The following is a 15,637-nucleotide window of genomic DNA, read 5'->3' as shown; positions in this document are numbered from 1 at the left end:
CTCTGGAGTCCCATCAGAACCGCGCGGCAAGGGGGCCGAGGACGGATGCGTGAGGACACACTGCTGCGACCGGCCGCCTCAGCGACCACCGCGCCGCTGGCGGGGGTGCCACTGGCGGTGGCCGGCCGGAGTCCGGCGATCGACCTGGCGGTCCGCCAACTGGGCTGTTTGGGTGTCGAGCTGACCGACCGTCAGGATGACGGTCCGTGGCTGCTGCGGCTCGGGCACGGGCCGCAGGCGGTGGAGTGCGCGCTCGACTGGGCCGGCCGGGTGGCGCTGCCACTGGCCGGCGAGGCGGATGTGCAGGCCGCCTGCGGCATCGCCGCCGTCAACGGACGCCGCCACGGCGCGCCGCAGCAGCTCGGGATCGGCTACGCGAGTGCGGTGGCCGGGGTGTTGGCGGTGCAGGGCCTGCTCGCCGCACGCTACGCGGCGCTGCGCGGCGCACCGGTGCGGCGGGTGCGGACCTCGGTCGCGGACGCCGCGCTGCTGGCGGTCGGCCAGTACCTGGCGGCGGCCACCGCCGACGAGCCGGCCGAGCCGCTGGCCCACGCGGCCGGGGCGCCGCCGTTCACCAGCGCGGACGGGGTGCGGTTCGAGATCGAGGCGCTGGAGCCCGGCCAGTGGCTGGCGTTCTGGACGGCGCTCGGGGTGGACCGGCGGGTGGTGGGCCGGGGTTGGCCGCCGTTCCGGCTGCGGTTCGCCAGCGGGTGCTGCGTGCTGCCGGCGGAACTCGGCTCCGCCACGGCCGCGTTGCCGTACCGTCAGCTGGCGGATGCCGCCGGGGCGGCCGGGGTCGGGATCATGCCGGTGCGGACTGCGGGGCCGGGCGCGCGCGAGCGTGGGGGTGCGGGCGGGGGTGCGACGGCGCCGTGGCAGATCGAGCCGGTGGAGTCGGGGGATCACACGGGAGCCGAGCCGCCCGTGTCGCCCGGTGCCGGGCCGCTGGCCGGGCTGAGGGTGGCCGAGATGACCCGACGCCTGCAAGGTCCGCTGGCCGGGCACCTGTTAGCGCTGCTCGGCGCCGAGGTGGTGCGGGTCGAGCCGCTCGGCGGGGACCCGCTGCGCGGGGTGCCGCCGATGACCGGCGGGGTCTCCGCCCGGTTCCACGCGCTCAACCGGCACAAGCGGGTCCTAGAGGCCGATCCGCGCTCCGCCGAGGGCCGCCGGGCGATCCGCGACCTGGTCGCCGGATCCGATGTCTTCCTGCACAACCTGGCACCCGGCAAGGCCGAGCAGTTCGGCCTCGGCGCCGCCGAACTCCTCGCCGTCCGGCCCGGATTGGTGCACGCCTGGGCCTCCGGTTGGGGCGCGGAGCTCGGCGCCGGCGCGCCGGTGGGCACCGACTACCTGGTGCAGGCGTACAGCGGGCTGGCCTCCCTGGTCACCCCGCCGGGTCGACCGCTCGCGCCGACCCTGATGACGGTGACCGACATCTTCGGCGGGCTGGTCAGCGCGACCGGCGTGCTGGCCGCGCTGGTGGCCAGGGCGAGCGGCGGGGGCGGGCAGCGGGTCGAGTCCTCGCTGCTCTCGGCCGCGCTGGCGCTGCTGGACACCGCCGTGCCGCCCGGCGCGCCGCCGGCCCGGCTGCCCGCCGCCACCCCCGCCGAGCTCGCCCGGGACCCGCGCTTCGCCGCCGCACTGCACCGGGACGGCTGCGTACTGCCGTGCAGCCCCTGGGAGTTCGGCCCCCGCTGAGCCCGCCGGCCCGCCACCTACGATCGTTGGAGCGACCCGCCATGACCTGGACCTCCCGCCAGGGCCTCACCCTGCCCGACCTCGTCGGCGCCGCACAGCGCCGGGCCTGGGCCGCCGACGGGCACTACCTCGACGTGGACCTGTACCGGATGTTCCGCCAGCGGGTCCAAGCCCACCCCGACCGGCCCGCCGTGATCGACCCCCGGGCCACCGTCAGCTACGCCCAACTGGACGTCGCCGCACGCCGGTTCGCCGGGGTGCTGCGGGCCGCCGGGGTGTGCGACCGGGAGATCGTGGCGATCCGGCTGCCGAACGGCTGGCCGGCGGTCGCGGCCGAGCTGGCGGTGGCGCTGCTCGGCGCGGTGGCACTGACCTTCCCGGACGGCCCCGGCAGCGGCGAGGCCCGGTCCCTGCTGGCCCGCTCCCGGGCCACCGCACTGGTCACCGACCGCGACTTCGCAGACACTGAACTTCCGCACGTCAAAGCCGTTCTGACGACGGAACAGCTCCAGGCCGGCACCGACCTCGCCGTTCCCGCACCGGCCGCCGACCCCGACGCGCCGGCCCGGATCCTGGTCTCCTCCGGCTCCGAGTCCGAGCCCAAGATGATCGCCTACTCGCACAACGCGATGGGCGGCGGCCGGGGCAACTACCTGCGGGCGATCTACGCCGGCCGGCCGGACCCACGGGCCCTGATCCTGGTGCCGCTCTCCGCCTCCTACGGCTCACTGGGCACCGTCTCGGTGCAGCGCCACGGCGCCACCCTGGTCCTGCTGGACCGGTTCGACCCGGCCGCCGCCCTGGCCGCCATCGCCGAGCACCGGATCACCCACCTGTTCGGCGTGGCCACCATCCTGCGCCGCATGACCTCCCAATCGGCCGAACCCGACGAGGACTTGAGCAGCCTGGACGCGGTGATCGCCAGCTGCGACGGCCTGCCCACCCCGGTGCTGGCCGCCGCGCTCGACCGGTTCGGCTGCCCGATCAGCAACCTCTACGGCTCCTCGGACGGCGTCAACTGCCGTGGCGAGTACGACGCTCCGGGTGTCGAGACCACCGCACTGTCCCACCCCGACCTGGCGGTCTGCGACTTCGAGGTGCGGGACGAGCAGGGCCGGGCGCTGCCCGCCGGCACCCCCGGCGAGCTGTGGGCGCGCGGCCCGATGACCCCGCTCTGCTACGTCGGCGCGCCCGACCTGGACGCCGGGCGCCGGGATCCGGCCGGCTGGGTGCGCTCCGGGGACCACGGGCTGCTCGACTCCGAGCGGCGGCTCCACCTGCTGCGCCGCAACAGCGCGGTGATCAAGCGCGGCGGCTTCACCATCAGTCCCGCCGAGGTCGAACGGCACGCCGGTGCGCACCCCGCGCTGGCCGAGGCGGTCTGCGTCCCGGTGCCGGACGAGGACCTGGGCGAGCGGCTCTGCGTCTGCGTGGTGGCGCGCCCGGGTGCCCCGGCGCCCAGCCTGGCCGAGCTCAACCTCTTCCTGGTGGAGCAGCGCGGCCTGGAACGCCGCAAGCTGCCCGAGCAGTTGGTGTCGCTGGCCGCGCTGCCGCTGGGAAGCACCGGCAAGCTCTCCAGGGTCGAGCTCTCCAGGCTGGCCGCGGCCCGGACTTGATGTGATGCCGCGTCAGCCGATCGAGGTCATCTGCTGCGAGCCGATCACCTGGAGCAGCTCCAGCCGTCCGGCCGACTCGCTGCCGGGGCGGGCCGTGTAGACCAGCAGCCGCTGGCCGCCCTCCCCCACCCGCAGCACCTCGCAGTCCAGCTCCATCGCCCCGACCACCGGGTGCAGGACCGTCCCGTGGTGCGCGTGCGGCGCCGCCCCCGACTCCCCGGGCCGCTCCCAGAGCTCAGTGAACTCCGCACTGGCCGCCAGTAGTTCGGCGACCAGCTCGGCTCCCTCCGGGCAGTCCGGGTCGGCCGCGCGGACCGCGCGGAGCTCGGCCACGAGACCGTGGGCGAGGCGCTCGTGCTCGGCGGGCGCGAACCTCGCGCGGCTCGCCGGGTCGGTGAACCAGCTCCAGGCCAGGTTCCGCTCGCGCGGCGGCTGCTGGGAGCGGTCACCGAACAGCGCCACCGCCATCCGGTTGCGCGCCAGCACGTCGCCGAGCCGGGAGAGCAGCTGCGCCGGGGTGTCGTGCAGCCGGTCCAGCAGGAGCAGCAGCGCGGGCGACAGGTGGGTGAGCGCCCGGGTGGTGCGCGGCGGTTCCTGGCCGGCCAGGCGGAAGAGGTGGTCCCGCTCCCGCGCGGTCAGCCGCAGCGCCCGGGCCAGCGCGGCGAGCAGCGGCGCCGAGGGCCGGTTGCCCCGGCCCTGCTCCAGCCGGGTGTAGTAGTCCACCGAGAGCCCGGCCAGCTGGGCCACCTCCTCGCGGCGCAGGCCCGGGGTGCGGCGCCGGACGCCGGGCGGCAGTCCCACGTCGCCCGGGGCCAGGCGGGTGCGGCAGCGGCAGAGGAAGTCGGCGAGTTCCGGACGGTCCGTCATGCGCCCAGCATCGCGGGCCGGGTCGGTGGCGATCCAGGGCCGGGTTATCCGGGGACTCCGGATCCCCGGATAGCGGCACCCACGACAACGGCCCGCCACGGCACCCTGCCATGAGACCCCTGTCCAACCCTTGCGCTGACCGGAAATCAGACCCACTTAAGGGTCGGCGTATTGACGCACCTCATTGGTCTCTACCAATGTGGTGGAGCCGCGGCACGCCCCCACTGTCCCTGGCAGCGGGCCCCCGGTCCGCTGCCCGCACGCCGAGGAGGACCCGCCCATGAGGCGCGTCACCCTGCCCGCATTCGTGACCACCGCTCTGCTCGCCGGCGCGGTGCTGCCGCTCGCCCTGCCGGCCGCCGCCCAGGCCGACGCGGGCGTCTCCGGGCTGGTCGCCACCGCCAGCTCCCCGCAGAGCTGGTCCACCGGCTTCGAGGTGGACTACACGGTCACCAACCACACCAACACCACGGTGAACTCCTGGTCGATCACCTTCGACCTGCCCGCGGGCGAGAGTGCCGGCAGTGCCTGGAACGGGACGCTGACCAGCAGCAACGGCCACTACACCATCACCTCCCCGAGCTGGGCCGCGCCGCTGGCCCCCGGCGCCTCGGCCCCCGTGGTCGGCATGGACGTGAGCACCACCGGCACCCAGGCGCTGCCGATCAACTGCCTGATCAACAACCAGCCCTGTGCCGGCGGCCCGGTGGACACCACCCCGCCGACCGTGCCCACCGGCCTGGCCGTCTCCGGCACCGGCCCGGACGCCGTGTCGCTGAGCTGGCACGCCTCCACCGACAACGTCGGCGTGGCCGGATACCACGTCTACGAGGGCAGCACCGTGGTCGCCTCGACCACCACCGGCACCTCCGCCACCGTCGCCGGCCTGCTCGCCGGCAGCAGCCACACCTTCACCGTCACCGCCTACGACGCGGCCGGCAACGAGTCCGCGCAGTCCGCCGCGGTGACCGGGGTGGCCGGCAGCGGCACCACCCCCGGAGTGGCCGCGCCCTTCGTCGACCTCGGCGCCTACCCGACCCCGAGCCTGACCCAGATCGCCGCCGCGACCGGCCTCAAGCAGTTCTCGCTGGGCTTCATCGTCAACGGCACCACCGCGTGCACCGCCAGCTGGTTCAACGCCTACGACCCCGGCACCGCCTGGGACAAGGCCGACTTCGACGCCTTCCGGGCCACCGGCGGGGACATCCGCCCGTCCTTCGGCGGCGCCAACGGCACCGAGCTGGCCCAGTCCTGCACCGACGTGCCGAGCCTGACCGCCCAGTACCAGAAGGTCGTCGACGCCTACAACCTGGACCGGATCGACTTCGACATCGAGGGCTCGGCCGTCTCCGACCACGCCTCGATCGACCGCCGCTCGGCCGCGATCGCCGCCGTGCAGGCCGCCCAGCGGGCCAAGGGCCGCGACCTGAAGGTCACCCTCACCCTGCCGGTGCTGCCCAGCGGCCTGACCACCGACGGCGTCTACGTGCTGCAGTCCGCCAAGGCGGCTGGCGTCAACGTCGACGCGGTCAACGTGATGGCGATGGACTTCGGCGACACCGAGGCCCCCAACCCCTCCGGCCAGATGGGCGCCTACGCGATCCAGTCGGCCCAGTCCACCCGGGCCCAGATCGCCTCGGTGTGGACCAACCTGACCACCGCGCAGACCTGGGCCATGGTCGGCGTCACCCCGATGCTGGGTCAGAACGACAACGCGGACGAGGTCTTCGGCCTCTCCGACGCCCAGCAGCTGCTCACCTTCGCCCAGCAGAACCACCTCGGCGAGCTCTCCTTCTGGGAGGTCACCCGGGACGGCAACGCCTGCACCGGCGCGCTCTTCAAGTGCACCAACATCAGCCAGACCCCGTACCAGTTCTCCAAGCTGTGGGCCGGCTACAACGGCTGACGCCGCGATACGCGCAGGGGCCCCGGCGCGCGCCGGGGCCCCTGCGCGTCATCACCTACCAGCTGGAGTGCAGCGGCTTGCCCTCGGCGTAGCCGGCCGCGCTCTGCACGCCGACGATCGCCTTCTCGTGGAACTCCTCCAACGTGTTCGCGCCCGCGTAGGTGCAGGAGCTGCGCACGCCCGCGATGATCGAGTCGATCAGGTCCTCGACGCCCGGGCGGGCCGGGTCGAGGAACATCCGGGAGGTGGAGATGCCCTCCTCGAAGAGCGCCTTGCGGGCCCGGTCGTAGCCGGACTCCTCGGCCGTGCGGTTGCGCACCGCGCGGGCCGAGGCCATGCCGAAGCTCTCCTTGTACTGCCGGCCGTCGGCCGCGGTCTGCAGGTCGCCCGGCGACTCGTAGGTACCGGCGAACCAGGAGCCGATCATCACGTTGGACGCACCGGCGGCCAGCGCCATCGCGACGTCGCGCGGGTGCCGCACGCCGCCGTCGGCCCAGACGTGCTTGCCCAGCTTGCGGGCCTCGGCCGCGCACTCCAGCACGGCGGAGAACTGCGGCCGGCCGACGCCGGTCATCATCCGGGTGGTGCACATCGCGCCCGGGCCGACACCGACCTTGAGGATGTCCGCGCCCGCCTCGACCAGGTCGCGCACACCGGCGGCGGAGACCACGTTGCCGGCCACGATCGGGATCTGCGGGTCCAGGCCGCGCACGGCCCGCAGCGCGCTGATCATCGACTCCTGGTGACCGTGCGCGGTGTCCACCACCAGCACGTCGGCACCGGCCTCGATCAGCGCCTTGGCCTTGCCCGCCACGTCGCCGTTGATGCCGACGGTCGCCGCGATCCGCAGCCGGCCGGCCGCGTCCACCGCGGGGGTGTAGAGCGTCGCCCGCAGCGCGCCCTTGCGGGTCAGGATGCCGACCAGCTTCCCGTCGGCGTCCACCACCGGGGCGAGCTTGCGGTGACCCTCGTTCAGCTTCTCGAACGCGGCCCGCGGCTCCACGTCCTGAGCGAGCAGCAGCAGGTCACGGGACATCACCTGGGACACGCTGGTGAACCGGTCCACCCCCTGGCAGTCACCCTCGGTCACCACGCCAACCGGCCGACCGTCCTCGACGACCACCAGCGCACCGTGCGCCCGCTTCGGCAGCAGCGCCAGCGCGTCCGCCACGGTCGCCCCCGGGCTCAGCGTCACCGGCGTGTCGAACACCAGGTGCCGCTGCTTGACCCACCCGATCACCTCGGCGATCACCTCGGTCGGCAGGTCCTGCGGAATGGCCACCAACCCCCCGCGCCGGGCCACGGTCTCGGCCATCCGCCGCCCCGCGATGGCCGTCATGTTGGCCACGACCAGCGGGATCGTCGTCCCGGTCCCGTCGTTGGACGCCAGGTCGACCCCCTGCCGGGAGCCCACGGCGGACCGGCTGGGGACCATGAACACGTCGTCGTACGTGAGGTCGTACGCGGGCTTGAGGTCGTTCAGGAAGCGCATTGAAAGGCTCTCTGGCTGGGCGGTAGGTACACCGGGGGCGCTGATTGCGGCTCGGCCGCGGGGCGCTCTCGGGCGCCCCGCACCCAACCGTCGAGTCTGACTCCTACCCGGTTCGAAAGCCAGTTCACACGCGAACGTTGAAGATCCACACAATGAAGATCACCAATACGGCTCAGCGGCTCATAGGAACATCCAAATGCCGTGTCGGCTGGTCAGGCCGTCGCGTTCGCCGGCGTCGACCTTGCCGGGGCCGCCCCTGATCAGAGGTGTCCGTCAAACCCAATAAAGCCGAGGCGGCGAGCACACCTCTGTGTGCTCGCCGCCTCGGTCCGTCAGGTCAGCCGGAGTCGGTCATCGTGGCTGGTCGGATGGCAGCGCGTACCGTTCCAGGACGTCGGCCAGCTCGGCCAGGACCCGGGCGAATTCCGCCCGCGCCGCCGCGAACGGTGCGTTCGAGGGGAGGTTTCGAACGGCTTCCCGTTTCGCCTGCCTGCCCTCGGCCCTGTCCAACGCCGCCGAGCGCTCCCGCGCACGGGACTTCCCGTGCGCGTTCAGTTCGCGCCAGGCGTGGCGGACCCGGGACCAGCCGCCGTCGATGAGCTCCAGCCCTTCGATGAGCTCCTCCGGGTCCGCCGATTCCGGCTGCCGGTCGGGGCGGCCGATGTACGAGCGGGCGGAGGCGCTGAGCACGCGCCCCACCTGGTACTGCGCCTCGGAGTCGAGGTAGCCGCTCGACAGCACCTGGCCGAGGAGGCCGTTCCCGGTGGGGGCCTCATGGTCGAGGTCGTTCTGTCCGGTCATCAGATCGCTCCCGACATCAGGCCTTCGGGGCGCGTGGCGGAAGCAGTTCCCGCCAGTCGATCCCGAAGAGCTTCGCGAAGTCCCGAACGCCGCTGGCTTCCAGGCCTCCGGCTCGGCCGACGTCCATGCAGTGGGAGAAGCAGCTGTTGGTGATCACATCGTACTCACCGAAGCCGTCCTCCTTCATCTGGTCCCGCTGGAACTGCATGGCTTCCTGGGGATCGGGGAGGTCGATCGTGATCGAGTCCAGCTTCGTCAGGCCCTCCGGGTCGTGGTAGTCGATCCAGGTGTCGTCGTACTCCTCGGTGTGGAACTGCTCGGTGTGCAGGGACCACCGGCCCTGGGAGACCTCGACGCTGAAGTGCGGGGGCTCGGACGGCGTCTCCGGTGCGTACTTGTGGACCGTGATGCGGCCGCCGGAGCCGGTCTTGCCGCCCCCGTGGGGACGACCGCCGCTCCCCTGGGGACGTCCGCCCCCGCCCTTCCCGCCGTTGCCGTCGGGGTCGGCCTTGCCGGCGTTGCCGGGGTTTCCGCCATCGTTCCCGGGGCCGCTGCCACCGCCGTCGTCGCCGTCCCGGGCGCCGAGTTCGCGCTGGTTCTTCGCCGCCCGGTTCGGGTTGGCGGCGCCGTCGTCGGAGGACGCGGCATCGTTCCCGCCGCCACCACCGCCGCCGGAGTCGTCCGTGTTCCGGGCCTGGCTGATGTCGTTGCTGAGGCCGATGGTGCCGTGCGCGGTCACCGCGAACCCGGCGGCCATCGTGGTGAACCCGATGGCGGCCACACCAAGACCGCCGGCGCAGGCGGCGCCCGCGGTTTCGATGCCGCCCAGGACGCAGACGCCCACACCGCCGAGGAACTCGCTGCCGCCCTCGACCATCCCGGCGGCGCCGCCGAGGATCTGCGCGGCGTTCGACCACGAGTCGGGGTTGGTCAGGGCCCGGGTGACGCTGTTGTGGGTGAGCTTGTGCCACGCCCCGCCGAAGGAGAACAGGCCGGTGGGGTCGCTGTCGGTGCTGGGGTTGTCGCCCGCGTAGGCGTACCCGCCCATCTGGTTGGGATCGCCCGCCTCGAACACCGGGTCGACGCTGAGGAAGCGACCGGTGGACGGGTCGTACTGGCGGGCGCCGAGCAGGTCCAGGCCGGTGGTCGGGTCGGCGGGCCGGCCCAGGTACCCGTGGTTGTCGGCCCAGGTGCTGGGCGCGGTCCCACGGGCGTTGCCGTACGGGTCGTAGGAGCGGCGGGTGACCGTCAGCGTCTTGCTGTCGACCTCCAACTGCGCCGTGCCCTGGGTGTTGGTCGGCTGGTAGGTGACGGTGCCGCCGGTGGCGCGGACGATGACCGTGCCGTCCGGGTTGGCGTAGTACCGGCTGCCGGTGACCGTGGCGCCGGTGAGGGTGAGCTGCTCGGCTCCGCCGAAGAGGTAGAGGACCGTGCTGCCCGGCCCGCGCTGGATCAGCAGCTGGCCCTGTGCGTCGTACAGGTAGCCGGTGGTCTGTGCGCTGTTGGTTCCCACCGTCGTGCTGACGGTGGCGGTGCGGCCCTCCTGGTCGTAGGTGAAGGTCTGGCTGCCCGCGCCGACCCCGACGGTGGCGCGGCTGGTGGTGTTGCCCGCCGGGTCGTAGTGCGGGGTCTGGGTGCTGGTGCCGGTCGGGCCGGTGGTGGTGATCCCGGTCGCCGTGTTCGGCTGGGCCGCCGCAGCGGTGCCGTTGCCGGGGTGGCTGACGGACTGCGTGACGTCGTTGGCGGTGTTGCCGGTCACGTCGTGCTGGACCAGCTGGGTCCGGTCGCCGAGCAGGTCGTAGCCGTAGCTCTGCCAGTAGGCGGCCGGGCCGCCGATCGTGGCGGGGGTCGGGCCGCTGCTGGTGCAGTGCGCGAGCTGACCGGCGGTCGGGCTGCTCTGGCCGGCGGTGTCCGTCCAGGCCTGGGTCAGCCGGCGCAGGCCGTCGTACTGGAAGCACTGGGTGTCGAAGACCTGGTCGGTGCCGCCGGAGGACTGCAGCTCGCTCGTGGTGGTGAGGTTGCCCTCCTGGTCGTAGCCGTAGGTGGTGGACGAGATGGGGTTGGTCGACGCGGTCTGCAGCGACACCCGGTTGGTGGCCAGCCGGCCGGTGGCGTCGTCGTAGGTCTGCGCGGTGCGCAGCTGCTTGCCGGACACGCCGAAGGTCGACTGCTCGATCTGGCCCAGCGGGCTGTACGAGGCCACGTCCAGGTACGGCGTGAACATCGTGCCGGTGGAGACCAGGCCGCCCTGCAGGTTGTACCCGTAGCCGACGTCCTCGGACGGGAGGCCGCCCTCGGTGCCGAAGATGCTGTCGGAGAGCAGACCGGTGTTCGCCGTGTACTTCGACGTCATCGTGTAGCTGCCGGCCAGCTTGCCCTCGGCGGCCGGGATGGTGACCGTGCTGCCGGTCGGCTGGTACGCGGTGTCGTAGCCGGTCACCGCCTGGGTGTAGGCGCTGCCGCCGCTGCCCGATCCGCCGACGTAGCGGGTCGAGGAGGTCGGGTAGCCCTTGGCCAGGCTGTCGTAGGTCCAGCCCGCGAGCTGCTTGGTCGGGTCGGTGGTGGCCGTGCCGTCGTACTCGCCGGTGGGCCGGCCGAGCAGGTCGTAGCTGTAGGCCAGGCTCTGTCCGCGGGCGTCGGTCGTCGTGGCGATCCGGCCCAGTTGGTCGAACGTCGTCGAGGAGGTGCCGCTGTCCGGGTCGGACTGCGAGACCTTACGGCCCATCAGGTCGTACTGGTACGACCAGGTGTTGCCCGTGGTGTCCTTCACCGTGGCGACCTGGCCGGCCGGAGTGTAGGCGTAACTGGTCGTCACGTCGCCGGTGCCAGTGCCGCCGTGTGCCACCGTGGAGGTGGTCCGGCCGCGCGCGTCGGTGAAGGTGCTGGTCGGCGTGCCGCCCTGCGGCGGGGTGCTGTCGGTCTCGTCCGCGCCCGGGTAGGCGGTGGTCCAGGTCCACAGCTGCTGCGCCTTGGAGTACAGCGTCTGGCCGACCTGGCGGCCCGTCCCGTCGTAGGCGGTGACGGTCTCGGTGGGCAGGGTGTTCTCCTGCTCCACGAAGAGCGTGCTGCCCGGCGCGGTCGTGGTGTCCACGAACGCCGGCACGGTGCTGTGCGTGAGGCCGTGGCTGTCGTAGTGGGTGGAGGAGACCAGGCGGCCGGTGGAGTTGTCCGCGGTGGTCGTCTGGGTCTGGCGCCGCTGCAGGAAGCCGTCGTAGATGTCGACGGCCGTGGCGTAGGAGTTGTCCTCGCGCAGCGTCTGGGTGGTCACGCTGGACGGGTCCGGGTTGGATCCGGCGCCGTGCACCGCGTAGGCGAACGTCCGGTCCGGGGTCTGGGTGCCCTCGGTGCGGCCGGGCAGCCAGGTCTGCGTGAGGCGGCCGAGCGCGTCGTAGGTCGAGTCGGTGACCCGTCCGTTGACGTCCACCGCGTGGGTGACCAGGCCGCGGGCCGGCGCGATGGTATCCGTCGCGGTCCAGCCGGCCGGGTTGGTGGTCGCCTCGGTGCTCGGCAGGGTGCCGGTCGCCGGGGTGTAGGCGGTGCTGGCCGCCGAGCCGGCCGGGTCCAGGACCTTGGTCACGCGCCCGTACTGGTCGTACGTGGTCGCGCTCGTGGTCTGGAAGACCGGGTTCCCGGAGCCGTCGTAGGACTGCACGGTCTGCGCGGCCGTCGCCAGGCCCAGGGTCGAGCCGTTCGCGCCGAGCTGTCCCAGCGTGCCCGGGTTGGCGATGGTGCCGTCGCCGTCGTAGAAGACCCGGTTGTCACTGATCGTGGTGCTGCTGCCCGGCGCCGTGCCGCAGGCACCCGAGACCACGATGGTCTCGCTCGGGTAGGACAGCATCATCGGATTCGACGGCGGCGCGTTCGCGTAGCTGGTGGTGGTGCAGGCCTCCTGCGCCGGGGCGCTGAGGTCGCCCTTGTTGTCCACCTGCTGAGGGCGGCCCAGGCTGTCGTACGTGGTGTCGGTCCGGGTGCTGCGCCAACTGCCGTTCGCCAGCAGGCTCAGCCCGCGGCTGGAGCTCGACTGGACCAGACGGGCCGTCAGCGGCGGCAGCACGGACAGCTTCGCCGGGGCCGGGGACTTCGAGGTCCAGGCCGTCCGCGGGCTGCTGACCGTGGTGGTCACGGCCGGCGCCCCCGGCAGCGACTTTGCGATGACGGTGCCGCCGGCCTGGTTGTAGAGGTCGACCTCCTGCGGCAGCCCGGCCAGCCAGGCGCTGTCGGTGACGGAGGTGCCGGTGGAGTCGGTCAGCGAGACGCTGCGCTGACTGCCGTCCGACCTGTAGTCGCCGTCCATGCCCTGGAAGTAGGACGTGGTGCTCTGCGAGATCGGATCCGGCGCGGCGCCGGTGGTGACGGTGACCGTGCGGTAGCCGCGGAACTGGTTCCAGGTGCGGTACTGGTCGTCCGTCAGGTCGGAGTCGTCGCGGTGCCAGGCCGCGCCACCGGAGTAGGCGTAGCTGGTGACCTTGGCGGGCGAGCCGGCCTTGGTGGCGTCGTTGTCCGAGATCTGGGCGACCAGCGTCTTCTGGAACCAGTCCGCCATGGGCTGCGTGGCGCCGGGCGTCGCCCAGTACGCCTGGTAGCAGGCCATCGTGTCGCTGTCCGGCGAGGCCGGCATCGTGTTGTTCACCCGCGAGCACTCGGGCGCCCGGTAGGTGACCGCGATCGACTCGCCCGACTCGGTCTGGATGCTGGAGATCCGCGGGTGGTACAGCGGCGGCGCCGGCGGATTCGACCCGTCCACGCGGTTGTCCATCTCGACACCGGTGAAGGTGATCGGGTCCAGCGCGATGTTGCCGGTGCCGCCGGCGCTGGTGTCCAGACCGGTGTGCTGGATCTGCGACAGCCACATGACCGACTGCAGCGAGCCGGCGTCCTTGGGGTCGACGGTCGCCCCGGTGACCGGGTCCACCGTGGCGCCCGCGTCCGAGAACTGGTGGGTCAGCGTCCAGGAGTCGACGTCCTGCCAGGCGGAGCCGCTCTTCACGGAGGTCTTGATCGACTGCAGCCGGTTGGTGGACCAGAAGCTCGGCGCCGCGATCTGGCACACGGTGCTGCCGGTGCCCGAGGTCGCCATCCCCTGCGTGCAGTTGAGGTCGTACGGGGTGTCCGGCCAGTTGGCGGCGGTGTTGGCGTTCAGGTTCGAGGCCTGGCACGTCGTCGGGTCGGTGGTGCACCGCTGCGCGGGGGTGAAGACCACCTTCGCCGCCGGGTCGTGGCCCGCCTGCTCGTCGGCCAGCTTGTAGCCGTAGGAGATCTGCTGCAGGTAACCGCCGCGGGTGTAGGCGGTCATCGCGCCGCCGCTGCCGTTCGACTGCCCGGCACCCATGTTGTACCAGTTGGCCTCGTTCGCCCAGTCGTAGCGCTGCACGTTGCCGTTCGGGTCGACCACGAAGTCGAGGTTGAACCGCCAGCCCGGCTCGGCCGAGCACTGCGACGCGTTGCCCTTGGACGAGTCGTAGCAGGGGTCGCCCGGCTTGGGCATGTAGACCGGCACGCCCCAGGCGCTGTTGGTCGCCGGGTCGGAGGTCGTCCCGGGGGAGTGGTTCAGGCCCAGGTAGTACTGCGTACCGTCGGTCGTGGTGACCTTCCAGTACTCGCCGTTCCACATCCCGTTCGACGCACCGGACAGGTCCTCGATCCTGGTGCCGTCGTCACCCTGCAGGTGGTAGACGCCGTTGCCGTCCCGCACCAGCTGGCCCGAGTGCGAACCCAGCGACAGGGTGGCGTTGTAGCCGGCCCAGCACTCGTCGCCCGAACCCGTGATCCCGTCGGCCGAACACGGCTTGTACGAACGCTCGATGAAACCCGGACTGTAGTCCCAGCCGTCACCGATCCAGGAGGACTGCGAGTTGCGGGCCGAGGTCTCGCCGTCCACCGACTGCGAGTCGTACGACAGCGCGACCGCCGGCGCCGAACCGCCCAGGGACGGCGGCACCGCGACCGGCACGGTGTAGGCGAACGCGCCCGAGGAGGACTGCGACCACGAACCGGAGGCCGACAGCGAGGTCGCCGCGTAGTTGCCCTGCGAGCTGCTGAGCCCGGAGACCGCGGCGACGGCGGTGCCCGAGCTGGTCGCCACATCGGTGGCGCTCGCCCCGGCCGGCTCCGTCAACGCGGCCGACACCGCCCTGCCGCCGCCCGCGAACGCAGCCGCCGGCAGCGTGCTCCCGCCACCCGGCAGGTCGACGGTCGCGGTCAGCTTCCGGCCCGGCTCGTCGTTGCTCGTCACCAGCGGCGTCTGCGTGCGGCACTGGGCCAGCTGCGGCGTGGTCAGCGCACACGCCGGCATCGCCACCAGGTGCAGCCGCGAAGCCCAGGCACCGCCGTACGCCTGCGCGATCGAGCTGTAGTCGACCGAGACCGACACCTTGCCGGACGCCGACGAGCCGTCAGCCCGCGACAGGCCCACCAGCAGACCGTCCACGTCGGCTGCCCGTGCCGTGTCGCGGTCCGCCGTCCGCACCCGCACCGACGTCGGCACGCCCGGGGCCGCCGCGTCGGCGCGAGCTGCGGCCTTCGCCGCTCCCGGAACCGCAGCCGGTGCCGCGCCAGGTGCCCCGCCCGGTGCTGCTGAGGGCGCCGCCACCGACACCGGGGGCGTCACACCGGTCGTGCCCGCCGCGCCGGACGGGGCACCGGACGAACCGTCCCCGCCCGCGACGGCCACCGTTGCCGTCGAGGCGTCCGGCCACTTCGGCGTGGCCACCTTGGACTTGTCGACCGGTCGGGCTCCCGCCGGCTCCGCCGCCGGCTCCGCCGCCTTGCGACCGGTGGCCGGATGCCCCAGCACCTTCGGCTGCGCCTGCAGCGGGTCCGCCGACCAGACCTTCCCCTGGTACCGGTACCCGCCGACCACCGTGTCGGCCTCCGCCAGCGGGACCACCAGCGCCATCGCCGCAACGACGGCCACCAGCACGGTTCCGCCGCGGGCCTTGGTTCTGCCTCCGGGAGACGAGAACCAGCGTGCGCGTGATCGCACGTCAAACCCCCCACACTATGAACTTCTCACTGTTGCTTGACCAGGACCGGGGTCATTTTTCATGATCCAGTCGGCTGAACCGTACCGTCGCTCGAACGCCCGCTGCGATCCGCCCCTGGGCCACCCGGCCCGCCGGGGCCGCCGGGGCCGCCTCCGGGCCCGAGGGGGGATCGCGGTGCCGGTCACCGAAGTCGGCGTCCGACTCGACGCCCTGGTCAGGGGCCCGTGGCACCGCCCGTCAGCCGGCAGGAGCCCTCCGGGCCCGGGCGCCGTCA

Annotated in this window: 7 protein-coding genes; 3 read left to right on the top strand and 4 right to left on the bottom strand. The window is 72.8% G+C overall.

The genetic code is table 11. The features are described from left to right. Positions 1 to 45: 45 nt before the first annotated feature. On the top strand, positions 46 to 1,698 hold the full coding sequence (locus FHX73_RS37055; protein WP_145910442.1) for a CoA transferase: 1,653 nt from the start codon (positions 46 to 48) through the stop codon (positions 1,696 to 1,698). Positions 1,699 to 1,739: 41 nt separating this feature from the next. Then, a complete protein-coding gene (locus FHX73_RS37050; RefSeq protein WP_145910441.1) occupies positions 1,740 to 3,314 on the top strand; it encodes a class I adenylate-forming enzyme family protein in 1,575 nt (524 codons plus the stop codon). A gap of 12 nt (positions 3,315 to 3,326) precedes the next feature. Here FHX73_RS37050 and FHX73_RS37045 read toward each other — a convergent pair whose 3' ends face one another. Next, positions 3,327 to 4,181, bottom strand: coding sequence for a helix-turn-helix transcriptional regulator (locus FHX73_RS37045; protein ID WP_145910440.1), 855 nt, complete (start codon positions 4,179 to 4,181; stop codon positions 3,327 to 3,329). Between the two features lie 280 nt (positions 4,182 to 4,461). On the opposite strand from FHX73_RS37045, the gene FHX73_RS47415 reads away from it, so the two are divergent. Continuing rightward, complete coding sequence (locus FHX73_RS47415) at positions 4,462 to 6,087, top strand: cellulose binding domain-containing protein (protein ID WP_145910439.1); 1,626 nt, start codon at positions 4,462 to 4,464, stop codon at positions 6,085 to 6,087. Positions 6,088 to 6,142: 55 nt separating this feature from the next. On the opposite strand, the gene FHX73_RS37035 is transcribed toward FHX73_RS47415, so the two are convergent. The 3 genes from FHX73_RS37035 to FHX73_RS37025 all read right to left on the bottom strand — a co-directional run bounded on the left by FHX73_RS37035 (position 6,143) and on the right by FHX73_RS37025 (position 15,293). Next, positions 6,143 to 7,579 (bottom strand): GuaB1 family IMP dehydrogenase-related protein, encoded by a 1,437-nt coding sequence (locus FHX73_RS37035; RefSeq protein WP_145910438.1) that lies wholly within the window; start codon positions 7,577 to 7,579, stop codon positions 6,143 to 6,145. 351 nt (positions 7,580 to 7,930) lie between these two features. Then, entirely contained in the window at positions 7,931 to 8,380 is a 450-nt protein-coding gene (locus tag FHX73_RS37030; protein WP_145910437.1) for a hypothetical protein, read from the bottom strand. 16 nt (positions 8,381 to 8,396) lie between these two features. After that, the gene (locus tag FHX73_RS37025; RefSeq protein ID WP_145910436.1) at positions 8,397 to 15,293 is read right to left on the bottom strand and encodes an RHS repeat domain-containing protein; all 6,897 of its coding nucleotides are present in this window, start codon (positions 15,291 to 15,293) and stop codon (positions 8,397 to 8,399) included. Positions 15,294 to 15,637 lie beyond the last annotated feature (344 nt).

This window comes from Kitasatospora viridis, assembly GCF_007829815.1.
In the GTDB taxonomy this organism is placed as follows: domain Bacteria; phylum Actinomycetota; class Actinomycetes; order Streptomycetales; family Streptomycetaceae; genus Kitasatospora; species Kitasatospora viridis.
The sequence above is the reverse complement of the archived record's forward strand: the minus strand, read 5'-3'. Positions and strand labels throughout refer to the sequence as shown.

What these genes read in the sequence shown, in the direction of transcription:
- FHX73_RS37050 (WP_145910441.1), top strand. Translation starts at nt 1,740, where the DNA reads ATGACCTGGACCTCCCGCCAGGGCCTCACCCTGCCCGACCTCGTCGGC.
- FHX73_RS47415 (WP_145910439.1), top strand. Translation starts at nt 4,462, where the DNA reads ATGAGGCGCGTCACCCTGCCCGCATTCGTGACCACCGCTCTGCTCGCC.
- FHX73_RS37045 (WP_145910440.1), bottom strand. Translation starts at nt 4,181, where the DNA reads ATGACGGACCGTCCGGAACTCGCCGACTTCCTCTGCCGCTGCCGCACC.
- FHX73_RS37030 (WP_145910437.1), bottom strand. Translation starts at nt 8,380, where the DNA reads ATGACCGGACAGAACGACCTCGACCATGAGGCCCCCACCGGGAACGGC.
- FHX73_RS37055 (WP_145910442.1), top strand. Translation starts at nt 46, where the DNA reads ATGCGTGAGGACACACTGCTGCGACCGGCCGCCTCAGCGACCACCGCG.
- FHX73_RS37035 (WP_145910438.1), bottom strand. Translation starts at nt 7,579, where the DNA reads ATGCGCTTCCTGAACGACCTCAAGCCCGCGTACGACCTCACGTACGAC.